Source organism: Mycobacterium senriense (genome assembly GCF_019668465.1).
GTDB lineage: Bacteria > Actinomycetota > Actinomycetes > Mycobacteriales > Mycobacteriaceae > Mycobacterium > Mycobacterium senriense.
In genome coordinates this window covers 5,597,074-5,620,653 of sequence record NZ_AP024828.1, presented here as the reverse complement: position 1 = coordinate 5,620,653, position 23,580 = coordinate 5,597,074, and the positions used below count along the sequence as shown (strand labels likewise).

The window sequence follows — 23,580 nt, the reverse complement described above, 5'->3', positions numbered from 1 at the left end:
CCAGATGACCGGACAACTCAAGATGAGGAGCTCGCCGTGACCACCGGGCTACCGTCGCAGACGCAGGTGATCGCGCTACTCGGTGGAGAGTTTGCGCGCGCCGGATTCGAGATCGAAGACGTGGTCATCGACGCCCGGACCCGCCCACCGCGAATCCTGGTGATCGCCGACGGCGACAACGGCCTCGATCTGGACACGGCGGCCACGCTGTCCCGCTCGGCATCGGCACTGCTCGACGGCCTGGACACGATCGGCGACCACTACGTGCTCGAGGTTTCCTCGCCCGGCGTCGACCGCCCGCTGACCAGCGCGAAGCACTTCCGTCGGGCCCGCGGCCGCAAGGTCGACGTCGTCCTGTTGGACGGATCGAAGCTGACCGGCCGGGTCGGCGAGACGACCGACGACGCGGTCGCGCTGGTGGTCCGCGCCGGCCGGGACTGGTCGGTGCGCGAGATCCCACTCGGTGACATCGCGAAAGCGGTTGTGCAGGTAGAGTTTTCGCCCCCTAACCAAGCGGAGCTGGAACTGGCGAGTATGGGTCAGGCCCGGAGGACGGAGACCGGAGCATGAACATCGACATGGCCGCGCTGCACGCCATCGAGGTGGATCGGGGCATCTCGGTCAACGAGCTGCTCGACACCATCAAGTCGGCGCTGCTCACCGCCTACCGGCACACCGAAGGCCACCAGAACGACGCGCGGATCGAGATCGACCGCAAGACCGGTGTCGTGCGGGTGATGGCCCGGGAGACCGACGAAGACGACAACGTCATCAGTGAATGGGACGACACCCCCGAGGGTTTCGGCCGCATCGCCGCCACCACCGCGCGCCAGGTCATGCTGCAGCGCTTCCGGGACGCCGAAAACGAGCGGACCTACGGCGAGTTCTCCACCCGCGAGGGCGAGATCGTGGCGGGCGTCATCCAGCGGGACAGCCGGGCCAACGCGCGGGGACTGGTCGTGGTCCGGATGGGCACCGAGACGAAGGCCTCCGAGGGCGTGATCCCGGCGGCCGAGCAGGTTCCCGGCGAAAGCTACGAGCACGGCAACCGCGTGCGCTGCTACGTGATCGGGGTGACCCGCGGCGCCCGGGAACCGCTGATCACCCTGTCCAGGACCCACCCCAACCTGGTCCGCAGGTTGTTCTCGCTGGAAGTCCCCGAGATCGCCGACGAATCGGTGGAGATCGTCGCCGTAGCCCGCGAGGCCGGCCATCGCTCCAAGATCGCGGTGAAGTCCAACCTTCCCGGCCTCAACGCCAAAGGCGCCTGCATCGGCCCGATGGGGCAGCGGGTCCGCAACGTGATGAGCGAGCTCTCCGGCGAGAAAATCGACATCATCGACTACGACGAGGACCCCGCGCGCTTCGTCGCCAACGCGCTGTCACCGGCGAAGGTGGTATCGGTCTCGATCATCGACCAGGCGGCCCGCGCCGCCCGCGTGGTGGTGCCCGACTTCCAGTTGTCGCTGGCCATCGGCAAGGAAGGCCAGAACGCGCGCCTGGCCGCCCGGCTCACCGGGTGGCGCATCGACATCCGCGGGGACTCGCCCGGCGGCTCCGGTGGCCATTCGGAGAGCCAGTCCGAACACGGTGCCAGCCACGGAATGGCCCACGACCGCTAGGCGGCGCCCGCACATCCTCGGGTGGTTCTGACCATCTATTCGGTAACGCTAGACTGAGCCGTGATCCAGCGCGATCTTTCGGCTCCCGAAACCAGAGAGTCGCCCCGTCATGCGGGTGGACCCGTACGGACATGTGTCGGGTGCCGGAAGCGAGAGCTGGCCGTCGAGCTGCTTCGAGTGGTGGCTGTGCCGAACGGGAACGGCGAATACGCCGTGATCGTTGACACAGGCAATAGCCTGCCGGGGCGGGGTGCGTGGCTGCATCCCGGACCGCAGTGCGCGCAACAGGCAATCCGGCGGCGGGCTTTCACCAAAGCGCTGCGCATCACCGGTTCACCGGACACATCCGCGGTGATCGAGCACATAGAGTCTCTCTGTGCGCCCGAGCGCCCGGCAACAGAACAGGTAGCAAAGAACATGAGCACACCGTGAAGTCCCGATGACAATGCGTCATAGCTAAACCCGAGGCGCGGCCCCACGACTGTCGCCTCATAGACAGGAGATGTAGTGGCAGGTAAGGCCCGCGTACACGAGTTGGCTAAGGAACTCGGTGTCACCAGCAAGGAAGTCCTCGCCCGACTGAATGATCAGGGCGAATTCGTTAAATCCGCATCGTCGACGGTAGAAGCGCCGGTGGCTCGCCGGCTGCGCGAGTCCTTCGGCGGCGGCAAGGCCGTCGCGAAGGCCCCCGCGAAGGCCGCTGCACAAGGAGGGGCCAAGGCGCCCGCCGCCAAGGCCCCTGACAAATCGCTCGACCAGGCCCTCGACAACGCCATCGGCAGCGCCGGCGGCAACGGCGAGGCCACGGCGGCGCCCCCCACGCCCGCCGCCCCGCAGGTCTCCGCCGCGGCGCCCGCCGAGGCCCCGGCCCGCCCCGGCCCGGATCCCGCCCAGCCAGCCGCGCCGTCCCCCCGGCCAGCCGAAACCGCCCGCACCCGGGCAGGCGCCCGGCCAGGCGCCGCGCCCCGGCGTGACGCCCGGCCCGCGTCCGGGCCCGATGCCCAAGCCCCGCGCCCCGCGCGTCGGCAACAACCCCTTCTCGTCGGCGCAGCCCGTCGACCGGCCCATCCCGCGTCCGCAGGCGCCGCGTCCCGGAGCGCCCCGCCCGGGCGCCCCGCGTCCCGGCGGCGCTTCGCCGGGCAACATGCCGCCCCGGCCCGCCGGTGCCGGTGGGCCCGGTCGCCCGGCCCGGCCCGGCGCTCCGCGTCCCGGCGGCGGCCGTCCCGGCGGTCCCGGCGGCCGCGACGGAGGCGGCGGCAACTACCGCGGCGGCGGTGGCGGCGGAGTCGGCGCCCCCGCCCGGGGGTGGCGGCGGTTTCCGTGGCCGTCCCGGTGGTGGTGGCGGCGGTGGCCGTCCCGGCCAGCGCGGCGGTGCGGCCGGCGCGTTCGGCCGTCCCGGCGGTGCGCCGCGACGCGGTCGCAAGTCGAAGCGGGCGAAACGCGCCGAATACGAGAACATGCAGGCGCCCGTCGTCGGTGGCGTGCGGTTGCCGCACGGCAACGGCGAGACGATCCGGCTGGCCCGCGGCGCGTCGCTCTCCGACTTCGCCGACAAGATCAACGCCAACCCGGCCTCGTTGGTGCAGGCGCTGTTCAACCTCGGTGAGATGGTCACCGCCACCCAGTCGGTCGGCGACGAGACGCTCGAGTTGCTCGGCAGCGAGATGAACTACGTCGTCCAGGTCGTCAGCCCCGAGGACGAGGACCGCGAGCTGCTGGAGTCCTTCGACCTGACCTACGGCGAGGACGAGGGCGGCGAGGAAGACCTGCAGACCCGTCCGCCGGTGGTGACCGTGATGGGTCACGTCGACCACGGTAAGACCCGACTGCTGGACACCATCCGGAACGCCAGCGTCCGCGAGGCCGAGGCGGGCGGCATCACCCAGCACATCGGTGCCTACCAGGTGACCGTGGAACACGACGGACAAGAACGTCCGATCACCTTCATCGACACCCCGGGTCACGAGGCGTTCACCGCCATGCGTGCCCGCGGTGCGAAGGCCACCGACATCGCCATCCTGGTGGTTGCCGCCGACGACGGCGTGATGCCGCAGACGGTGGAGGCCGTCAACCACGCCCAGGCGGCCGACGTGCCGATTGTGGTGGCGGTCAACAAGATTGACGTCGAGGGTGCCGACCCGGCCAAGATCCGCGGCCAGCTCACCGAATACGGTTTGGTGGCAGAGGATTTCGGTGGCGACACCATGTTCGTCGACATCTCCGCCAAGCAGGGCACCAACATCGAGCAACTGCTCGAGGCGGTGCTGCTGACCGCTGATGCGGCCCTGGACCTGCGGGCCAACCCCGACATGGAGGCCCAGGGTGTGGCGATCGAGGCGCACCTGGACCGCGGTCGCGGGCCGGTCGCAACGGTCCTGGTGCAGCGCGGCACGCTGCGCGTCGGCGACTCGGTGGTGGCCGGCGACGCCTATGGTCGCGTCCGCCGCATGGTCGACGAGCACGGCGAGGACGTCGAAGAGGCGCTGCCGTCGCGGCCGGTTCAGGTCATCGGTTTCACCTCGGTGCCCGGCGCCGGCGACAACCTGCTGGTCGTCGACGAGGACCGCATCGCCCGCCAGATCGCCGACAAGCGCAGCGCCCGCAAGCGCAACGCGCTGGCGGCCCGGTCCCGCAAGCGGATCAGCCTGGAGGACCTGGACTCGGCGCTGAAGGAAACCAGCCAGCTGAACCTGATCCTCAAGGGCGACAACGCCGGTACGGTCGAGGCCCTCGAAGAGGCCCTGATGGGCATCCAGATCGACGACGAGGTGGAGCTGCGCGTGATCGACCGCGGTGTCGGTGGCATCACCGAAACCAACGTCAACCTGGCGTCGGCCTCGGACGCGGTGATCATCGGCTTCAACGTGCGCGCCGAAGGCAAGGCCACCGAGCTGGCCAACCGCGAGGGTGTGGAGATCCGCTACTACTCGGTGATCTACCAGGCGATCGACGAGATCGAGAAGGCCCTGCGCGGCATGCTCAAGCCGATCTACGAGGAGAACACGCTCGGTCGCGCCGAGATCCGGGCGATCTTCCGGTCCTCCAAGGTCGGCATCATCGCGGGCTGCATGATCAGCAGTGGCATCGTGCGCCGCAACGCCAAGGCGCGGTTGCTGCGGGACAACATCGTGGTCACCGACAACCTCTCGATCACCTCGCTGCGACGGGAGAAGGACGACGTGACCGAGGTCCGCGAGGGCTTCGAGTGCGGTATGACGCTGGGGTACTCCGACCTCAAGGAAGGCGACATCATCGAGTCCTACGAGTTGGTCCAGAAGGAACGCACCTGATGGCCGACCCGGCTCGGGCGCGCCGTCTGGCCAAGCGGATCAACACGATCGTCGCCTCGGCGATCGAGTTCGAGATCAAGGACCCCGGGTTGGACGGGGTCACCATCGTCGACGCGAAGGTGACCGCCGATCTGCACGATGCGACGGTGTTCTACACGGTGATGGGACGCACGCTGGACGACGAGCCGGATTACGCGGTCGCCGCGGCCGCCCTGGAACGGGCCAAGGGCGCGCTGCGCACCCTGGTCGGGGCCGGCACCGGCGTGCGTTTCACGCCCACGCTGACGTTCACGCGCGACACCACGTCGGACAACGTGCAGCGGATGGAAGAGTTGCTGGCGCGGGCACGCGCCGCGGACGCTGATCTGGCCCGGGTTCGTTCGGGCGCCAAGCCGGCTGGGGAGGCCGATCCATACCGGGATAGCGGAACGGGCGCGGAGCCCGGCCTCGACGGGAGCATCGGTGACGACGACCAACACGAATACTGACCTGGATGGCCCCCGGGTGGGGGCACGCGTCGACGCCGCGGGTGCGGTCGGTCTGCTGTCGGACGCCGACACGGTCGCGGTGATCGCGCACGTGCACCCCGACGCCGACACCATCGGCGCCGGGCTGGCGCTGGGGCTGGTGCTGGACAAGTGCGGCAAGCGGGTCGAGGTCGGTTTCGCCGAGCCGGCGGCGTTGCCCGAGTCGCTGGCGTCGCTGCCCGGCTGCCGGCTGCTGGTAAGCCCGGATGCGATGCGCCGTGACGTCGATCTGGTTGTCACCGTTGATGTTCCGAGCGTTAAACGGTTGGGCGCGTTGAGCGACTTGGCCGTCGAGGCCGACGAGGTGTTGGTCATCGATCACCACGCCTCCAACGACGTGTTCGGTACCGCCAATTTCGTTGACGTGACGGCCGATTCGACCACGATGATGGTCGCCGACATCCTGGACGCCTGGGGCAAGCCCATCGATCCCGACGTCGCGCACTGCATCTACGCCGGCCTGACGACCGACACCGGATCGTTCCGCTGGGCCAGCGCGCGCGCCCTGCGGCTGGCGGCACGGCTGGTCGACAGCGGCGTGGACAACGCCGCGATCAGCCGCACCCTGATGGACAGCCACCCCTTTGGCTGGCTCCCGCTGCTGTCGCGGGTGCTGGCGTCGGCCCGGCTGCTGCCGGACGCCGCGGGCGGCCGGGGGCTGGTGTATGCCGTTGTCGGCAACCAGGATTGGGACAGTTCCCGCCCCGAGGAAGTCGAGAGCATCGTCGACATCGTGCGGACCACGCAGCAGGCCGAGGTGGCCGCGGTGTTCAAGGAGATCGCGCCGCAACAGTGGTCGGTGTCGATGCGGGCCAAGGCCGCGGTGGACCTGGCATCGGTCGCGTCCGTGTTCGGCGGCGGTGGCCACCGGCTGGCGGCCGGCTACTCGACCACCGGAACGATCGACGACGCGGTGGCGTCGCTGCGCACCGCCCTGGACTAGAACGCCCAGCTTCCCGAGCGCTGCAGCACGAATCCGTGGTCGCCGCTGGTGGTGTCCAGGCAAGCGACCAGGTTGTCGGCTCCCACCGCGCAGGTGACGTTGAGATAGGTCAGCTTCTGGCCCGACTCCAGCGCTTTGCCGCCGGTCGGCAGCGGGGGCGCGTTGCCGTCGCAGCCGCCGTAGGACATCCGGCTCAACTGATACCCCGGTCCCTTGAAGTCCACCGAACCCACCACGCAGTCCCCGGGCCGTGGGCGGCCGCCGGGGAAGGGCACGTCGTCCATCCCGAGCATGTCGCCCTTGCACTTGATGTCCTGCGACGGTTGCGGCACCGGCGGCGGCCCGCCGTAGAAGTCGCAGACCAGGGCGGAACCGGCGGAGAAACCGACCCGCGGCGGGCCGCCCGGCGCGCCAGCGCCCTGATAGCCGTCGGCCGGGACGGCGGTGAAGGCGTCCAGGTTGGGAAACCCCGGCGGCGGCAGCGCGGCCGCGTGCGGCGCGGACACCGCGATCGCCGACGCGGCAGCCAGCGTCAGGCCGCCGAGCATCCGCACGATGACACCGCCGACCGCGTTCATCAGCTGATCGTATGGCGTGGGCCCGATCGGGGGGAACGGACCGGCGCAGATCGCGACGTCAGCGCACCTGCGAGCGCCCGCGTTGCAGCACGGCCTCCCGGTTGGCGGCGATGTCGTCGCCGCTGGTCCGGAACTGCCGGGCCGCCGTCGCCTCCTGCCACAGCGCCGCGCTGGTCTGCGCGTCGTCGATGCGGTGATAGGACGCCAGCAGTGCCCGCACCGCGTCCTGATTGTTCCCGACGATCGACGCCGCGACGGCGCGGGCAGCGGGAAGCAGCTGGTCGTGCGGCACCACCTCGGTCACCAGCCCGGCGCGCAGCGCGTCGGCGGCGGACAGATAATCCCCGGTCATGCTCATCCGCCGGGCCAGCCCGACCCCCACCTTCTGCGGCAACCGCACGCTCAGGCCCCAGGTGGGCAGCAGCCCCACCCGGGCGTGCGTGTCGGCGAAGCGGCCGTTCTCCGACGCGATCAGGATGTCGCAATACAGCGCGAGCTCCAGCCCGCCGGTCACCGCGGCGCCGTTGATCGCGCCGATCACCGGCTTGGTCAGCGCCGGCCACCGCGGCGAGATGTCCGGGAGCGCCGTCGAGCCGCCCAGCTCCTTGAGGTCCAGCCCCGCGCAGAACACCGGGTCGGCGCCCGTGACGATGATGACGTCGACGTCATCGTCGGTTTCGGCGTCGGCCAGCGCGCCGAAGAAGCGGTCCCGCAACGCCGACGACAGCGCGTTGCGCGACTGGGGTCGGTTGAGGGTCAGCGTGCGCACGCGCTCGTCGGTGTCGATCAGCAGGATCTCGTCGGTCATGACATCACCGTAGCCAGTCGCCCGGCGCGGCCGGTCGGCCGCCTTGCCGCCGGCCCATCCGTCGAAAAGCGGCGGCGCCCAGCAGCGCTTATCGTGGGAAAGATGTGCCGGAACATCACCGAACTACGCGGCCTGCAGCCCGCGGCCACCGCCGAGGAGATCGCTGCGGCCGCCCGGCAGTACGTGCGCAAAGTCAGCGGCATCACCCACCCCTCGGCGGCCAATGTCGACGCGTTCGAGGCGGCGGTTGCCGAGGTCACCGAGACGACGACGCGGTTGCTGGGGCTGCTGCCGCCGCGGCGCCAGCCACCCAAGACGGTCCCGCCGCTGCGGCGGCCCGAGGTGATCGCGCGGATGGCGGGCGCGAAATGACCGTCACCACAACGATGCCCGCGCTCAAGGAGTGGAGCGCGGCGGTGCACGCCCTGCTGGACGGCCGCCAGCGGGTTCTGCTGCGCAAGGGCGGCATCGGGGAGAAGCGATTCGAACTGGCCGCCCGCGAATTCCTGTTGTTCCCGACGGTCGCGCACAGCCACGCCGAGCGGGTGCGTCCCGAGCATCAAGACCTGCTGGCACCCGCCGCCGCCGACAGCACCGACGACGAGCTGGTGATTCGGGCCGCCGCGAAAGTCGTTGCGGCGGTGCCGGTTGAGCGCCCGGACGGCCTTTCGGCCATCGAGGACCTGCACATCTGGACGCCGGAGTCGGTGCGCGCCGACCGGCTCGACTTTCGTCCCAAGCACAAGCTGGCCGTGCTGGTGGTGTCGGTGACCCTGCTGGTCGAGCCGGTGCGCCTGAATCGGACTGCGGAGTATGGCGGCTGCAAGAGCTGGGTGGAGTTGCCGGTGCGGGCGCCGGTGCACGACCCCGTTCATGACCAAGCGGCGCTAGCCGCGGTGGCCGCCCGGGTCCGCGCCGCCGTTGGCTGACAGCTCGGCCGGCCCGACCGGCAACAGCAGCCGGGAGCGCCCGTAGCGCACGGTATGGGTGACCGGCGTCGACTGCCGGCCGGTCAGCACCGGTTCGCCGGAGCCGAGGTTGTGCGCGTAGCGCGGGGACCAGCTGCCGGCGATCAGCACCCGGATGCGTGAGCCGGCCCGGAAGCGGTGGGCCATGCCGTCGAGGTCGAGGCGAACGATCTTCTCCGACTTGGGTTTTGCCGCGGCGTGCAGCCGGCGATACGCCTCGCTGACGTTGCGCGACCGGCCCTTGGTGTCGACCTCGCTCACCCGCACGAACAGGTCGGCGTGCCGACCGTCCGCGCCGTGGGCGAGCTCGACGACCGGGCTGCCGTAGACGTACACGTCCTCGGTGAGGGTCGCGCTGGTGAACGCCAGCACGTCGTCACGCGATGCCAACCGGCTGTCGTCGCGGTAGCCGCCGTTGGCGGACAGCAACGGGCCGCCGGTCGTCGGCGTCGGATTGGCCGGGTCGTGACGAAAGGTGGCCGGGGCCAACCCCTTCAGGGCCGGTGCGGTCTCGCCCAGGTAGCCGCCGGGCCGCAGGTACAGGGCGCGTTCGGTGGTGGCAGGCGGCCAGTCGGGCAGGCTGCGCCAGCCCCCGCCCGCGCCACCGCCGGTGACGTAGACCCGGACCCGGCTGGGCCGGCGCGACGTGGTCGCATCGCCCAGATGGGTGCCCAGCCAATCCAGCGCCTCCCGGGCGCAGGTGGCGAACCCGGTGGTGAGCAACTGGGTGTGCGTCCAGGGACCGACGGTGAGCGCGACGTCGATGCCGCGGCCGCGCAGGTGTGCGTACTGCTGCAGCGTCTGCCTGATGAAGATGTCTTGCCAGCCGCCCACCAACAGCACCGGTACCTGCACGCGGTCCAACGCGTCGTTGCACCGCAACGCATCCCAGAACGGGTCGTCGGGTTCGCTGTGCTCGACCCAGGATTCGAACCAGGGGGCACCCGTGCCGAGTAGGCTGCGCGCGGCGTCGCCCAGCGGCACCGCGGCCGCCGCCCGCGCCAGCCTGCGGCGGGTCTGCAGCTGGCGCAGCGCGGCGCGGACACGCACCGGGTCCTCCTGGTGCGCCACCATGTCGCTCCAGCCCAGAAAGTCGTTGACCGCGAACGCTCCTGTGCCCCAGGTTGATTCGTTGAAATCGTGCGGGCCCACCATGATGACGGCGGTGGCCAGCTCCGGTGAGGGATCCTGCAGCAGCGCCCACTGGGTGAACCCCAGGTAGGACATGCCGATGGTGGCGAACCGGCCGGTGAACCATGGCTGCTCGCGCAACCAGGCGACGGTGTCGGCGCCGTCGTCGGCCTCGTTGGCCATCGGCTCGAACACCCCGCCCGATCCGAACGTGCCGCGCACGCTCTGCAGCACCACGTGGTAGCCGCGCGAGGCGTACAACGCGCCGAAGATCAGCGTGAACGGGAATCCGCGCCCGTAGGGCCCGCGGACCAGCAAGATACCCCTGGCCGACGCGGTGGTCGGCGCGTAGTGGTCGGCCACCAGCTGCACGCCGTCGCGCATCGGCACAACGACGCGCTCCACGGTGTAGTCGGTGGTCAACGGCGGCAGGCCGAGCAGGCGGCCGGCGGCTTTGCCGCCCAAGTGTCGCAGGGCGTGCAGCGCCGGCTGCGCGGGTTGGATCGAGGTGGTACTCACGGTCCTCACATTAAGACCCGGTCAACCGCCGGCGACTCAACCCCGCTGAAAATCAGAACTTGTAATACGGTGCGAGGTCGTTGGCGCGCTGCAGATTGGTCTGCATGCAATCGACCTCGGGATTGGAGTAGACGGTCGAGTAGTACAGCGCCTGCTGCAGCACGCCGTAGCTGGTCTTGAACACGACCATGCAGGAGTAGAACCAGTAGCTGTTGTGGTAGGTCGGCTTGAGCACCCAGTACTGCGCGGCGCGGTGGCCCGCGATCGTCGTCTCGACGGCGTCGGCGGGCAGCGACTGCTCGTAGGTGCGCCAGATGATCGGCTCGACGGCGACCTGATAGTTCCCGGCGTCGAAGTGGCAGCGCAGCCCGTCTTCGTGTTCGGGCGGTGTGAAGCCCAAACCGAGCCCCTGGATGACGTCGAACGGGATGTCCTCGCACGCGTCGAAGGGGCGCGGATCGGTGGTCGCCACGATCGGGCTCTTCATGGTGGTTTCCATCGGCTGGGCGGTCGACCTCAGCTCGACGGACCGGTCGCCGCCACCCGGCGCGGCCGGGGCGGTCAACAAGCCCACCGTGCCCCCGATGGCCGCTGTGAGCAGCGCACCCAGCGCCCCCATCAGACGAACATTGGCGAACACGACACCCCCCGACGCCTCAGCGGTCCTTTGGGGGGAGTGTACAAGTCCCCCGCGCGGCGTCACAGGCAAACCTGAACTTGTTCTAACTCGCCCGCTCCAGGGCCGAAATGACGCCCGCGAACGGGTCTTGCCGGGTTCGGGTCGTTAGGGTGGTTAATCGTGGCTGGGCATTCAGCAGGGCAGGAATCGACCAACGGTGGGCAACCGACGCTGTGGGCGGTGTCCGACCTGCACACCGGTCACTTGGGCAACAAGCCGGTCACCGAGTCGCTGCACCCTTCCTCGCCGGATGACTGGCTGATCGTGGCCGGCGACGTCGCCGAACGCACCGACGAGATCCGTTGGGCCCTCGACCTGCTGCGACGGCGCTTCGCCAAGGTGATCTGGGTGCCGGGCAACCACGAGCTGTGGACCACCACCCGCGATCCGGTGCAGATCTTCGGTAAGGCGCGCTACGAGTACCTGGTCAACATGTGCGACGAGATGGGCGTGGTCACGCCCGAGCATCCGTTCCCGGTCTGGACCGAGCGCGGTGGCCCGGCCACGATCGTCCCGATGTTCCTGCTCTACGACTACAGCTTCTTGCCCGATGGTGCCACGAGCAAAGCCGAAGGCCTGACCATCGCACGCGAGCGCAACGTGGTGGCCACCGACGAGTTCCTGCTCTCCCCGGAGCCCTACGCCACCCGTGAGGCGTGGTGCCGCGAGCGCCTGCAGATCACCCGTGCCCGCCTCGAAGAGCTGGACTGGATGACCCCGACGGTTCTGGTGAATCACTTCCCGCTGGTCCGCGACCCCTGCGACGCGCTGTTCTACCCGGAGTTCTCGCTGTGGTGCGGAACCACCAAGACGGCCGACTGGCATACCCGCTACAACGCCGTGTGTTCGGTCTACGGCCACCTGCACATCCCGCGGACCACCTGGTACGACGACGTGCGCTTCGAGGAAGTGTCGGTGGGCTATCCGCGGGAGTGGCGCCGCCGCAAGCCGCCCAGCTGGCTGCGCCAGGTGCTGCCGGATCCGCAGTACGCGCCGGGCGACCTCAATGACTTCGGCGGCCACTTCGAGATCACCCCCGAGATGAAGGCGCAGGCCGCGCAGTTCCGGGAACGGTTGCGGCAGCGGCAATCACGATGACCGGGGACATGCTGGTTTCCTTGGTGCTGCCGGTGGCCGACGGCCTGGCCTACTCGGAGGTGTATAACGATCCGCCCGATCTCGCGCCGCTGCCCGAAGAGGAGCCGCTGATCGCCCGGTCGGTGGCCAAGCGGCGCAACGAGTTCATCACCGTCCGGCACTGCGCCCGGATCGCGCTGGGCGAGCTCGGCCTGCCGCCGGTGCCGATCCTCAAGGGCGAGAAGGGTGAACCCTGCTGGCCCGACGGCGTGGTGGGCAGCCTCACCCACTGCACGGGCTACCGGGGTGCGGTGGTGGGCCGCTCCGACGCGGTGCGCTCGGTGGGCATCGACGCCGAACCGCACGACGTGCTGCCCGACGGCGTGCTCAACGCGATCAGCCTGCCGGCCGAACGCGACGAAATCCCCGCCATCCTGACGGGGGATCTGCATTGGGACCGAATCCTGTTCTGCGCCAAGGAGGCGACGTACAAGGCCTGGTTCCCGCTGACCAAACGGTGGCTGGGCTTCGAGGACGCGCACATCGTGTTCGAGGCCGACGGCCCCGGGGCGGCGACGGGCGGGTTCGTGTCGCGGATCCTGATCGATCCCGAAGCGCTGTCCGGTCCGCCGCTGACCGAGCTGCGCGGCCGGTGGTCGGTCGAGCGCGGGCTGGTGCTGACCGCCATCGTGCTATGAGCCAAAGCCCCACCGGGCCAGGGATAGTCGTCGTCGACAAGCCGCCCGGAATGACCAGTCACGACGTGGTCGGTCGCTGCCGGCGGATCTTCTCCACCCGCAGGGTGGGGCACGCGGGGACGCTGGACCCGATGGCCACCGGTGTGCTGGTGATCGGCGTCGAGCGCGCCACCAAGATCCTCGGCCTGCTGACGGCGACCGCCAAGTCCTACACGGCCACCATCCGGCTGGGCCAGAGCACGTCCACCGACGACGCCGACGGCGAACCGGTGCACAGCGTCTCGGCGCGGCACCTGACCGGCGAGGTGATCGAATCCGCCGTGGCCGGCCTGCGCGGCGACATCGAACAGGTGCCGTCGACGGTCAGCGCCATCAAGGTCGACGGCAAGCGCGCCTACCGGTTGGCGCGCGAGGGCCAGACCGTCGAGCTGAAGGCCCGCCCGGTGCGCATCGACCGGTTCGAGGTGTACGACATCCGGCCCGGACCCGGCGGCCACGACGTCGTCGACCTGGACGTCGAGGTCGACTGCTCGTCGGGAACCTACATCCGCGCCCTGGCCCGCGACCTCGGCGACGCCCTGGGGGTGGGCGGGCACCTGACGGCGTTGCGGCGCACCAGCGTCGGGTGCTTCGGGCTGGATCAGGCCTACCCGCTCGACGAGCTGGCGGAGCATCCGCGGCTCAGCTACAGCCTGGACGAGGCCTGCCTGCTGATCTTCCCGCGCCGCGACCTGTCCGGCGAGGAGGCCGAGGCGACCGGCAACGGCCGGTCGCTCGAGCCGGCGGGCATCGGCGGCATCTACGCCGCCTGCGATGCCGACGGCCGGGTGATGGCGCTGCTGCGCGACGAGGGCTCGCGGACCAAGCCGGTGGTGGTGATCCGCCCGGCGACGCTGTAACGGCCCCGGCCGAACGGTTGGTTGGGCTACGTTGCACACTGAAGGCCTAGACCGCCCACGGTTCGGAAGGGGACAACGATGTCCAGCAAGGTTTATGTCGTCGGCGTCGGGATGACGAAATTCGAGAAGCCGGGCCGCCGCGAGGGCTGGGACTATCCGGACATGGCCCGCGAATCGGGAACCAACGCCCTGACGGATGCCGGCATCGACTACCGCGAGGTGCAGCAGGGCTACGTCGGCTACTGCTCGGGCGACTCCACCTCCGGGCAGCGCGCCCTCTACGAGCTCGGCATGACCGGCATTCCGATCGTCAACGTCAACAACAACTGCTCCACCGGCTCGACGGCGCTGTTCCTGGCCGCCCAGGCCATCCGCGGCGGCATCGTCGACTGCGCGATCGCGCTCGGCTTCGAGAAGATGCAGCCGGGTTCGCTGGGCGGCGGCGCCCAGGACCGCGAATCGCCGATGGGCAAGCACGTCAAGGCGATGGCCGCGATCGACGAGTTCGCGATGCCCGTCGCGCCGTGGATGTTCGGCGCCGCCGGACGCGAGCACATGAAGCAATACGGCAGCACCGCAGAGCATTTCGCCAAGATCGGCTACAAGAACCACAAGCACTCGGTCAACAACCCTTTTGCCCAGTTCCAGGAGTCCTACACGCTCGACGACATCCTGGCGGCGCGGATGATCTCCGACCCGCTGACCAAGCTGCAGTGTTCGCCCACCTCGGACGGCTCGGGTGCGGCCATCCTGGCCTCGGAAAGCTTCGTCGACAGCCACGGTCTGGCCGGCCAGGCGGTGGAGATCGTCGGGCAGGCCATGACCACCGACTTCGCGTCGACGTTCGACGGGAGCGCGAAGAACCTGATCGGCTACGACATGAATGTCCAAGCCGCGCAACAGGTCTACGACCAGTCCGGGCTGGGGCCGCAAGACTTCCAGGTGATCGAGCTGCACGACTGCTTCTCGGCCAACGAACTGCTGCTGTATGAGGCGCTCGGCTTGTGCGGTCCCGGTGAGGCACCGAAGCTGATCGACAACAACGACACCACCTACGGCGGCCGCTGGGTGGTCAACCCGTCCGGCGGCCTGATCTCCAAGGGGCACCCGCTGGGCGCGACCGGCCTGGCGCAATGCGCGGAGCTGACCTGGCAGCTGCGCGGGACCGCCGACAAGCGTCAGGTCGACAACGTCAGCGCCGCACTGCAACACAACATCGGACTGGGCGGCGCCGCCGTCGTCACCGCCTACCAGCGCGCCGAGCGTTAAGGACGCCATGATCGAGTGGTCCGACACCGACCTGATGGTCCGGGATGCGGTTCGCCAGTTCGTCGACAAAGAGATCCGCCCGCACGTCGACGAACTGGAGACCGGCGAAATGTCGCCGTATCCGATCGCGCGCAAGCTGTTCAGCCAGTTCGGCCTCGACGCCATGGCCGCCGAGTCGGTCAAGAAGATGCTGGACCGGGAGCGGGCCAGGCTCGACGGCGCCCGGGCGCCTGTGGATGAAAAGCCCGACGAGTCAGGCGGTTTCGGCGGTGGCGCGCAGGGGTCGATGATCGCGGTGCTGGTGTCCGAAATCGCGAGGGTCAGCATCGGGTTGCTCAGCACCGCGTCGGTTAGCCTCGGCCTGGGCGCGGCGACGATCATGAGCCGCGGCACACTGGCGCAGAAGGAACGCTGGCTGCCCGAGCTGATGACGCTGGAAAAGATTGCGGCATGGGCGATTACCGAGCCAGACTCGGGCTCGGACGCGTTCGGCGGCATGAAGACCTACGTCAAGCGCGACGGCCAGGACTACATCCTCAACGGGCAGAAGACCTTCATCACCAACGGGCCCTGTGCCGACGTCCTGGTCGTGTACGCCAAACTCGACGAGGGCGATGCGAGCGCGGACAAGCGCAACCGGCCGGTGCTGGTCTTCGTGCTCGACGCGGGCATGCCGGGCCTCACGCAGGGCAAGCCGTTCAAGAAGATGGGCATGATGTCCTCGCCGACCGGCGAGCTGTTCTTCGACAACGTGCGGCTGAGCCCGGACCGGCTGCTCGGCGAGAGCGAACAGCACACCGACGGCGACGGCCGCGACAGCGCCCGCGCCAACTTCGCCGCCGAGCGGATCGGGATCGCGATGATGGCGTTGGGCATCATCGACGAATGCCACCGGCTGTGCGTGGATTACGCCAAGAGCCGGACCTTGTGGGGCAAGAACATCGGGCAATTCCAGCTGATCCAGCTCAAGCTGGCCAAGATGGAGATCGCCCGAATGAACGTGCAGAACATGGTCTTTCACACCATCGAGCGCCAGCAGGCGGGTAAGCCGCTGACGCTGGCCGAGGCGTCGGCGATCAAGCTGTACTCGTCGGAGGCGGCCACCGACGTGGCGATGGAGGCCGTACAGCTGTTCGGCGGCAACGGCTACATGGCCGAATACCGGGTGGAGCAGCTGGCCCGCGACGCCAAGTCGCTGATGATCTACGCCGGCAGCAACGAGGTTCAGGTCACCCACATCGCCAAGGGCCTGCTGGCCGACTGAGCGGCTACCCGACTGCGCGGGATGGCGGCGACCCGCTGCGCCCGGCTGCGCCGTGCTTGCGATCGCCGCTAGGCCGTCACCCAGATGGCGCGGGCGGCCGGGCTGCCCAGGTCGACGGTCGTCTCGGCGCCGGCGCCGGAGTCGATCGCGACCGAGATCATGCCGGCGAATTCACGTCGGGTCAGGACCCGCAGCCGGGAGTCGAGGTTGATGCCGACGTCGGTGAAGTAGCGCAGCATCTCGGGGTCGGCGTCGGAGATGCGCGCCACCGTCGCGGTGTCCCCGTCGTCGCATGCCCACAGCTGGCGGGCCGGCGGGGTGGGCACCTGCCCGTCCGAGGCCGGGATCGGGTCACCGTGCGGGTCGCGCTGCGGGAACCCCAGCTTGGCGTCGATGCGCGCCACCAGCCGATCGGACACCGCGTGCTCGAGCACCTCGGCCTCGTCGTGCACCTCGTCCCAGGCGTAGCCGAGTTCGTTGACCAGGAAGGTCTCCAGCAGCCGGTGCCGGCGCACCATCTCCAGCGCTGCGCGCCGGCCCGCCTCGGTCAGCGTCACCGCACCGTACTTCTCGTGGTCGACGAGCCCCTGCTCGGCGAGCTTGCGGATGGACTCCGAGGCCGTGCTGGCCGACACCCCGATCTTTTCGGCCAGCATCTTGGTGCTGACCTTCTGTAGCGCGTCTTTGGGGGACCATTCCTGGGCATTCCAGATGGCCTTGAGGTAGTCCTGGCCGACCGCGGTGATGCCGCCACGCTCTTCGTCAGCCTTCACACCGAGAAAGTTTAGGCAACCCACGCCTGATTCGGGGTGTTCCCCGACACCATGGCGGGGGTTTGCCCCTCTGGATCTCCCGGCAGACCACTCGGCGCCGTAGGCTTGCGGGCGTGCAGCGGTGGCGCGGCCAAGACGAGATTCCCACGGACTGGGGCAGGTGTGTACTCACCATCGGTGTATTCGACGGTGTGCATCGCGGTCACGCCGAGCTGATCGCGCATGCGGTCAAGGCGGCGCGGGCCCGCAACGTCCCGACGGTGCTGATGACGTTCGACCCGCACCCGATGGAAGTGGTCTTCCCCGGCAGCCATCCCGCCCAGCTGACGACGCTGACCCGGCGCGCCGAGCTGGTCGAGGAGCTGGGCATCGACGTCTTCCTGGTGATGCCGTTCACCACCGACTTCATGAAGCTCACCCCGGAGCGCTACGTGCACGAACTTCTGGTGGAGAACCTGCACGTCGTCGAGGTCGTGGTGGGGGAGAACTTCACCTTCGGCAAGAAGGCGGCCGGCACCGTCGACACCCTGCGCAAGGCGGGGGAGCGGTTCGGCTTCTCGGTCGAGTCGATGTCGCTGCTGTCCGAGCATCACAGCAACGAGACCGTGACGTTCTCGTCCACCTACATCCGGTCCTGCGTGGACGCCGGCGACATGGTGGCGGCCACCGAGGCGCTGGGCCGCCCACACCGCGTCGAGGGTGTGGTGGTGCGCGGCCACGGGCGCGGCATCGAGCTGGGCTACCCGACCGCCAACGTGGCGCCGCCGATGTACTCGGCCATCCCGGCCGACGGCGTGTACGCCGCATGGTTCACCGTGCTCGGGCACGGACCGGCCACCGGCAGCGTCATCCCCGGCGAGCGCTATCAGGCGGCGGTGTCCGTCGGCACCAACCCGACCTTCTCCGGGCGCACCCGCACCGTCGAGGCGTTCGTCCTGGACACCACCGCCGACCTCTACGGTCAGCACGTCGCCCTCGATTTCGTCGCCCGCATCCGCGGTCAGCACAAGTTCGACTCGGTCAAGGAACTCGTCGTCGCGATGGGCAAGGACACCGAGAAGGCGCGCAGCCTGCTCTCTGCGGGTTGAGCACCTGGTGACAAAGCGCGAGCCTCGGCGTTTAGGCCCGCGATCACAGCGCTGCTAAACTGCCGGACGACATCGGCGCGTGCTGCGGTTCGCGGTGGCCGCGCCTTGAACATTCACCTTTCGCGGACCGATTGATGGAGATAGTTTCGTGGCGCTGACAGCCGAGCAGAAAAAAGAAATCCTGGGCAACTACGGCCTGCATGGCACCGACACCGGTTCCCCCGAGGCGCAGGTCGCGCTGCTGACCAAGCGGATCGCCGACCTGACCGAGCACCTGAAGGTGCACAAGCACGACCACCACTCGCGGCGCGGGCTGCTGCTGCTGGTCGGACGCCGTCGCCGGCTGCTCAAGTACGTCGCGCAGATCGATGTCGAGCGGTACCGCTCGCTGGTCGAGCGGCTGGGCCTGCGTCGCTGACGCCACCCCCACCGGGGCGGTAGCCGCCCCGCAAACTCCGAGCAATATGGCGGGCAGAGGTCGCCCGTGTAGAGTGAGGACGTTCTGGGCCGGTTCGGCCCGAGCAAACGGTGCGGTCACGCAGATCCGCGTGTGCCGTTCCAGCGTGTCACTACGCACGTTCGAGGGAGCAGCCAGTCTGCATCGGGCGGTCTTCGGTAGTGGCTGCCGGGCTCTCCGGATCTGGGGCAGGTCGGCCGCTTCGATCGATGGCCGTAGCCGTATTCAGACTCAGCGCCTCCCGCGGGTGACCCGCGGCCGTCAGGCCTGCGGTTCGCGCGTGGCCACGCGAAAAAGCTGAATACAAGAGAGGCCGTACGGACGTCCATGTCTGTCGCTGAAATTGAAGAGGGCGTGTTCGAGGCGACCGCCACCATCGACAACGGGAGCTTCGGCACCCGCACCATCCGTTTCGAGACCGGCCGGTTGGCCCAGCAGGCAGCTGGCGCCGTGGTCGCGTACCTCGATGACGAGAACATGCTGTTGTCGGCGACCACCGCCAGCAAGAGCCCCAAGGAGCATTTCGACTTCTTCCCGCTGACCGTCGACGTCGAGGAGCGGATGTATGCCGCCGGTCGCATCCCCGGTTCGTTCTTCCGCCGCGAGGGCCGTCCCTCCACGGACGCGATCCTGACCTGCCGGCTCATCGACCGGCCGCTGCGCCCGTCGTTCGTCTCCGGGCTGCGCAACGAGATTCAGGTCGTGGTCACGGTCATGAGCCTGGATCCCAACGACCTGTACGACGTGCTGGCGATCAACGCCGCATCGGCGTCCACCCAGCTGAGCGGGTTGCCGTTCTCGGGTCCGATCGGGGGCGTGCGGGTCGCGCTCATCGACGGCCAGTGGGTGGCGTTCCCGACCGTCGAGCAGCTCGAGCGCGCCGTGTTCGACATGGTCATCGCCGGCCGCAAGGTCGAGGGTGACGTGGCCATCATGATGGTCGAGGCCGAGGCCACCGAGAAGGTCATCGAGCTCGTCGAGGGCGGCGCCCAGGCGCCGACGGAAACCGTTGTGGCCGAAGGACTCGAGGCCGCCAAGCCGTTCATCGCCGCGCTGTGCACCGCACAGGAGGAGCTGGCCGGGGCCGCCGCCAAGCCGGTCGGCGAGTTCCCGACGTTCCCGGACTACCAGGAAGACGTCTACTACTCGGTCGCCTCGCTGGCCACCGACGAGCTGGCCAAGGCGCTGACCATCGGCGGCAAGGCCGAGCGCGACGCGCGCACCGACGAGCTGAAAGCGGAAGTGTTGGCGCGGCTCACGGGGAACTCTGCGACCTACGAGGGCCGCGAGAAGGAGGTCAGCGCCGCCTACCGGTCGCTGACCAAGAAGCTGGTGCGTCAGCGGATCCTGACCGATCACTTCCGCATCGACGGCCGCGGCATCACCGACATCCGCGCGTTGTCGGCCGAGGTCGCCGTGGTGCCGCGGGCGCACGGCAGCGCGCTGTTCCAGCGCGGCGAGACCCAGATCCTGGGTGTCACCACGCTCGACATGGTCAAGATGGCCCAGCAGATCGACTCGCTGGGACCCGAGACCTCCAAGCGCTACATGCACCACTACAACTTCCCGCCGTTCTCCACCGGCGAGACCGGCCGCGTGGGCTCGCCCAAGCGGCGCGAGATCGGGCACGGCGCGCTCGCCGAGCGCGCGCTGATCCCGGTGCTGCCGGGCGTCGAGGAGTTCCCTTACGCCATCCGTCAGGTCTCCGAGGCGCTGAGCTCCAACGGCTCGACGTCGATGGGTTCGGTCTGTGCTTCCACCCTTTCGCTGCTGAACGCCGGTGTGCCGCTCAAGGCGCCGGTGGCCGGCATCGCGATGGGCCTGGTCTCCGATGACGTCGAGGTCGACGGCAAGACCGAGCGCCGCTTCGTCACCCTGACCGACATCCTGGGCGCCGAGGACGCGTTCGGCGACATGGACTTCAAGTGCGCCGGCACCAAGGACTTCGTCACCGCGCTGCAGCTGGACACCAAGCTCGACGGCATTCCGTCGCAGGTGCTGGCGGGCGCGCTGGGGCAGGCCAAGGACGCGCGGCTGACCATCCTGGAGGTCATGGCCGAGGCGATCGACGAGCCCGACGAGATGAGCCCGTATGCGCCTCGGGTCACCACCATCAAGGTTCCGGTGGACAAGATCGGTGAGGTGATCGGGCCCAAGGGCAAGGTCATCAACGCGATCACCGAGGAGACCGGCGCGCAGATCTCCATCGAGGACGACGGCACCGTGTTCGTCGGCGCCACCGACGGACCCTCGGCGCAGGCCGCGATCGACCGGATCAACGCCATCGCCAACCCGCAGTTGCCGACCGTCGGCGAGCGGTTCCTCGGAACCGTGGTCAAGACAACGGATTTCGGTGCGTTCGTGTCGCTGCTGCCCGGCCGTGACGGCCTGGTGCACATCTCCAAGCTCGGCAAGGGCAAGCGGATCGCGAAGGTCGAGGACGTGGTCAACGTCGGCGACAAGCTGCGCGTCGAGATCGCCGACATCGACAAGCGGGGCAAGATCTCGCTGGTTCTGGTGGAGGAAGACAACTCGGCTCCTGCCGATGCCCCGGCGGCCGCTCCTGCCGATGCCGCGACGGCGAGCAGCTGACTCATCGACCGGGACGCGTCCCGGTCGGTCCGGCGCGCTGCGCCGGAGCAAGGTCGCTGACGAATCGGCACCCGAAGCCGCGTTGCGGCGCACCACGCTGCCAGGCGGCTTGCGGGTGGTCACCGAGTACCTGCCCGCGGTGCGTTCCGCCTCGGTCGGGGTCTGGGTCGGGGTCGGCTCGCGCGACGAGGGTGCCACCGTGGCCGGCGCCGCGCACTTCCTCGAGCATCTGCTGTTCAAGTCGACGCCCAGTCGCACGGCGGTGGACATCGCGCAGGCGATGGACGCCGTCGGGGGAGAGCTGAACGCGTTCACCGCGAAGGAGCACACCTGCTACTACGCGCACGTGCTCGACAGCGATCTGGCGCTGGCCGTCGACCTGGTCGCCGACGTGGTGCTCAACGGGTGCTGCGCGGCCAACGACGTCGAGCTGGAACGCGACGTGGTCCTCGAAGAGATCGCGATGCGCGACGACGACCCCGAGGACGCACTCGGCGACATGTTCCTGAGCGCGCTCTTCGGTGACCACCCGGTGGGTCGCCCCGTCATCGGCACCGCGCGGTCGGTGACGTCGATGACGCGCAACCAGCTGCACTCGTTTCACGTTCGGCGCTACACGCCGGAGCGGATGGTGGTGGCGGTGGCCGGCAACGTCGACCACGACGAGGTGGTCGCGTTGGTGCGCCGGCACTTCGGGCCGCATCTGGTCCGCGGCCGCGAGCCGATCGCGCCGCGCAAGGGCGCCGGACGGGTCGGCGGCCGGCCCGGTCTGCTGCTGGGCACCCGGGACGCCGAGCAGGCGCACGTGTCGCTGGGCGTCCGCACGCCGGGGCGCGGCTGGGACCATCGCTGGGCGCTGTCGGTGCTCAACACCGCGCTGGGCGGCGGCCTGAGCTCCCGGTTGTTTCAGCAGGTTCGAGAACTGCGCGGGCTGGCCTACTCGGTGTACTCGACTGTCGACGTCTTCGCCGACAGTGGCGCGCTGTCGGTGTATGCCGCATGCCAGCCCGAACGCTTCGCCGAGGTGATGGCGGTGACCAGCGACGTGCTCGAGTCGGTGGCGCGCGACGGCATCACCGAGTCGGAATGCCGCATCGCCAAGGGATCGTTGCGCGGCGGTCTGGTGCTCGGCCTGGAGGATTCCAGCTCGCGGATGAGCCGGCTGGGCCGCAGCGAGCTCAACTACGGCATGCACCGCAGCATCGAGCACACCCTGCAGCAGATCGACGAGGTGACCCTCGACGAGGTCAACGCCGTGGCGCACCGGTTGCTCGGGCAGCGGTACGGCGCCGCGGTTCTGGGTCCCTACGCCGCCAAACGGTCACTGCCCCAACAACTTCGGGCGATGGTAAATTAGCCGAATGGTACTGGGCTTCTGGGACATCATGGTGCCCATCGTGGGCGCACCCATGGCCGGAGGGCCCGGGACTCCCGCGTTGGCCGCGGCGGTGTCCAATGCGGGTGGGCTCGGTTTCGTCCCCGGCGGGCACCGCAGCGCCGAGCAGTTCGCCGACGACATCGCCGCGGCGCGCAAGGCCACCACCGGCCCGCTCGGGGTCAACTTGTTTGTGCCCCAACCCAGCGTCGCCGACTGGGTGGCCCTGCACTATTACGCGGCCGAACTCGAGGAAATCGCCGAGCATTACCAGGTCGAGGTCGGTCACCCGCAGCACGGCGACGACGACGAGTGGGAGCGGAAGCTCGAGGTGGTGGCCGACGTCCGGCCCGAGCTGGTGTCCTTCACCTTCGGCGTGCCGCCGCCCGATGTGATCCGGCGGCTGGGCGCGCTGGGCCTGTTGGTGATGGTCACCGTCACCTCGGCCTACGAGGCGGGAATCGCCGTCGCGGCCGGTGCCGACAGCCTGGTGGTCCAGGGGCCCGCCGCCGGCGGGCACCGCGGCACCTTCGCGCCGGACATGGAGCCCGCCAACGAGTCGCTGCACCAGCTCATCGACCGCATCCGCAACGCGCATGACGTCCCGATCATCGCGGCGGGCGGGTTGGGCACCGCCGACGAGGTCGGGGCCGCGCTGCGCAGGGGAGCGGTGGCGGCCCAGGTCGGCACCGCGCTGCTGCTGGCCGACGAGGCGGGTACCAACTCCGCGCACCGCGTCGCGCTGAAGAACCCGTTGTTCGCCACGACCGTTGTGACGCGGGCGTTCTCGGGCCGCTACGCGCGGGGTCTAGAGAACGACTTCACCCGGACGCTCGACCACGTCGCGCCGCTGGGCTACCCCGAGGTCAACCAGATGACCTCGCCGATCCGGGAGGCCGCCGCCGCCATCGAGGATCCCAACGGTATGCCGCTGTGGGCCGGGACGTCGTTCAAGAACGCGTGCGCCGGCCCCGCGGCCGACATCATCGCCAATCTCGCGGCCACCAGTTAGCCGCGCGCACC

At 69.3% G+C, this 23,580-nt stretch carries 22 protein-coding genes and 1 pseudogene; 18 read left to right on the top strand and 5 right to left on the bottom strand.

What is annotated here, in order from left to right; all coding sequences use genetic code 11:
* Positions 1-36 precede the first annotated feature (36 nt).
* From rimP to MTY59_RS26210, 6 genes and pseudogenes are all read left to right on the top strand, one after another.
* Positions 37-570: a ribosome maturation factor RimP gene (rimP, locus tag MTY59_RS26235; RefSeq protein WP_221043734.1), complete on the top strand. Its 534-nt coding sequence runs from the start codon at positions 37-39 to the stop codon at positions 568-570.
* On the top strand, positions 567-1,622 hold the full coding sequence (gene nusA, locus MTY59_RS26230) for a transcription termination factor NusA (protein ID WP_221043733.1): 1,056 nt from the start codon (positions 567-569) through the stop codon (positions 1,620-1,622). Before rimP ends, nusA begins: the two co-directional genes overlap by 4 nt.
* Before the next feature lie 60 nt (positions 1,623-1,682).
* Positions 1,683-2,054, top strand: a complete 372-nt coding sequence (locus MTY59_RS26225) for a YlxR family protein (protein ID WP_221043732.1) — start codon at positions 1,683-1,685, stop codon at positions 2,052-2,054.
* A gap of 75 nt (positions 2,055-2,129) precedes the next feature.
* Positions 2,130-4,912 (top strand): annotated as a pseudogene (gene infB, locus MTY59_RS26220) (translation initiation factor IF-2).
* Positions 4,912-5,400 carry a 30S ribosome-binding factor RbfA gene (gene rbfA / locus MTY59_RS26215; RefSeq protein ID WP_221043731.1) on the top strand — a complete coding sequence of 163 codons (489 nt, stop codon included), beginning with the start codon at positions 4,912-4,914 and terminating at the stop codon, positions 5,398-5,400. Before infB ends, rbfA begins: the two are co-directional and overlap by 1 nt.
* Positions 5,375-6,382: a DHH family phosphoesterase gene (locus tag MTY59_RS26210; RefSeq protein WP_221043730.1), complete on the top strand. Its 1,008-nt coding sequence runs from the start codon at positions 5,375-5,377 to the stop codon at positions 6,380-6,382. The genes rbfA and MTY59_RS26210 overlap by 26 nt, the downstream gene beginning before the upstream one ends.
* Here MTY59_RS26210 and MTY59_RS26205 read toward each other — a convergent pair.
* Positions 6,379-6,960 (bottom strand): hypothetical protein, encoded by a 582-nt coding sequence (locus tag MTY59_RS26205; RefSeq protein ID WP_221043729.1) that lies wholly within the window; start codon positions 6,958-6,960, stop codon positions 6,379-6,381. The two genes, MTY59_RS26210 and MTY59_RS26205, sit on opposite strands and share 4 nt — an antisense overlap.
* Before the next feature lie 58 nt (positions 6,961-7,018).
* Positions 7,019-7,768 carry an enoyl-CoA hydratase gene (locus tag MTY59_RS26200; RefSeq protein WP_221043728.1) on the bottom strand — a complete coding sequence of 250 codons (750 nt, stop codon included), beginning with the start codon at positions 7,766-7,768 and terminating at the stop codon, positions 7,019-7,021.
* Between the two features lie 102 nt (positions 7,769-7,870).
* On the opposite strand from MTY59_RS26200, the gene MTY59_RS26195 reads away from it, so the two are divergent.
* Both MTY59_RS26195 and MTY59_RS26190 read left to right on the top strand, forming a co-directional pair.
* Positions 7,871-8,140 (top strand): DUF2277 domain-containing protein, encoded by a 270-nt coding sequence (locus MTY59_RS26195; protein ID WP_221043727.1) that lies wholly within the window; start codon positions 7,871-7,873, stop codon positions 8,138-8,140.
* Positions 8,137-8,697 (top strand): DUF1802 family protein, encoded by a 561-nt coding sequence (locus MTY59_RS26190; RefSeq protein ID WP_221043726.1) that lies wholly within the window; start codon positions 8,137-8,139, stop codon positions 8,695-8,697. Before MTY59_RS26195 ends, MTY59_RS26190 begins: the two co-directional genes overlap by 4 nt.
* Here the strand turns inward: MTY59_RS26190 and MTY59_RS26185 are convergent.
* Positions 8,656-10,386, bottom strand: coding sequence for a CocE/NonD family hydrolase (locus tag MTY59_RS26185; RefSeq protein ID WP_221043725.1), 1,731 nt, complete (start codon positions 10,384-10,386; stop codon positions 8,656-8,658). The two genes, MTY59_RS26190 and MTY59_RS26185, sit on opposite strands and share 42 nt — an antisense overlap.
* Positions 10,387-10,438: 52 nt before the next feature.
* Positions 10,439-11,026 (bottom strand): DUF3558 domain-containing protein, encoded by a 588-nt coding sequence (locus MTY59_RS26180; RefSeq protein ID WP_221043724.1) that lies wholly within the window; start codon positions 11,024-11,026, stop codon positions 10,439-10,441.
* 159 nt (positions 11,027-11,185) lie between these two features.
* On the opposite strand from MTY59_RS26180, the gene MTY59_RS26175 reads away from it, so the two are divergent.
* The 5 genes from MTY59_RS26175 (at position 11,186) to MTY59_RS26155 (ending at position 16,272) form a co-directional block, all read left to right on the top strand.
* Entirely contained in the window at positions 11,186-12,163 is a 978-nt protein-coding gene (locus MTY59_RS26175; RefSeq protein ID WP_221043723.1) for a metallophosphoesterase family protein, read from the top strand.
* Positions 12,160-12,840, top strand: coding sequence for a 4'-phosphopantetheinyl transferase PptT (gene pptT, locus MTY59_RS26170; RefSeq protein WP_221043722.1), 681 nt, complete (start codon positions 12,160-12,162; stop codon positions 12,838-12,840). Before MTY59_RS26175 ends, pptT begins: the two co-directional genes overlap by 4 nt.
* The gene (truB, locus tag MTY59_RS26165; RefSeq protein ID WP_221043721.1) at positions 12,837-13,739 is read left to right on the top strand and encodes a tRNA pseudouridine(55) synthase TruB; all 903 of its coding nucleotides are present in this window, start codon (positions 12,837-12,839) and stop codon (positions 13,737-13,739) included. Before pptT ends, truB begins: the two co-directional genes overlap by 4 nt.
* 78 nt (positions 13,740-13,817) lie before the next feature.
* The gene (locus MTY59_RS26160; RefSeq protein ID WP_007775094.1) at positions 13,818-15,008 is read left to right on the top strand and encodes a lipid-transfer protein; all 1,191 of its coding nucleotides are present in this window, start codon (positions 13,818-13,820) and stop codon (positions 15,006-15,008) included.
* 7 nt (positions 15,009-15,015) lie between these two features.
* Positions 15,016-16,272: an acyl-CoA dehydrogenase family protein gene (locus MTY59_RS26155; protein WP_221043720.1), complete on the top strand. Its 1,257-nt coding sequence runs from the start codon at positions 15,016-15,018 to the stop codon at positions 16,270-16,272.
* Positions 16,273-16,340: 68 nt separating this feature from the next.
* Here MTY59_RS26155 and mntR read toward each other — a convergent pair whose 3' ends face one another.
* Positions 16,341-17,045, bottom strand: coding sequence for a manganese-binding transcriptional regulator MntR (gene mntR, locus MTY59_RS26150; RefSeq protein ID WP_221043719.1), 705 nt, complete (start codon positions 17,043-17,045; stop codon positions 16,341-16,343).
* A gap of 113 nt (positions 17,046-17,158) precedes the next feature.
* On the opposite strand from mntR, the gene MTY59_RS26145 reads away from it, so the two are divergent.
* The 5 genes from MTY59_RS26145 to MTY59_RS26125 all read left to right on the top strand — a co-directional run bounded on the left by MTY59_RS26145 (position 17,159) and on the right by MTY59_RS26125 (position 23,569).
* Positions 17,159-18,133, top strand: a complete 975-nt coding sequence (locus MTY59_RS26145) for a bifunctional riboflavin kinase/FAD synthetase (RefSeq protein WP_221043718.1) — start codon at positions 17,159-17,161, stop codon at positions 18,131-18,133.
* Positions 18,134-18,281: 148 nt separating this feature from the next.
* Complete coding sequence (gene rpsO / locus MTY59_RS26140) at positions 18,282-18,551, top strand: 30S ribosomal protein S15 (RefSeq protein ID WP_007775081.1); 270 nt, start codon at positions 18,282-18,284, stop codon at positions 18,549-18,551.
* Positions 18,552-18,917: 366 nt separating this feature from the next.
* A complete protein-coding gene (locus MTY59_RS26135; RefSeq protein WP_221043717.1) occupies positions 18,918-21,182 on the top strand; it encodes a polyribonucleotide nucleotidyltransferase in 2,265 nt (754 codons plus the stop codon).
* A complete protein-coding gene (locus MTY59_RS26130; RefSeq protein WP_250160672.1) occupies positions 21,160-22,539 on the top strand; it encodes a M16 family metallopeptidase in 1,380 nt (459 codons plus the stop codon). The genes MTY59_RS26135 and MTY59_RS26130 overlap by 23 nt, the downstream gene beginning before the upstream one ends.
* 4 nt (positions 22,540-22,543) lie before the next feature.
* Entirely contained in the window at positions 22,544-23,569 is a 1,026-nt protein-coding gene (locus MTY59_RS26125; protein ID WP_221043716.1) for a nitronate monooxygenase, read from the top strand.
* Positions 23,570-23,580: the final 11 nt, after the last annotated feature.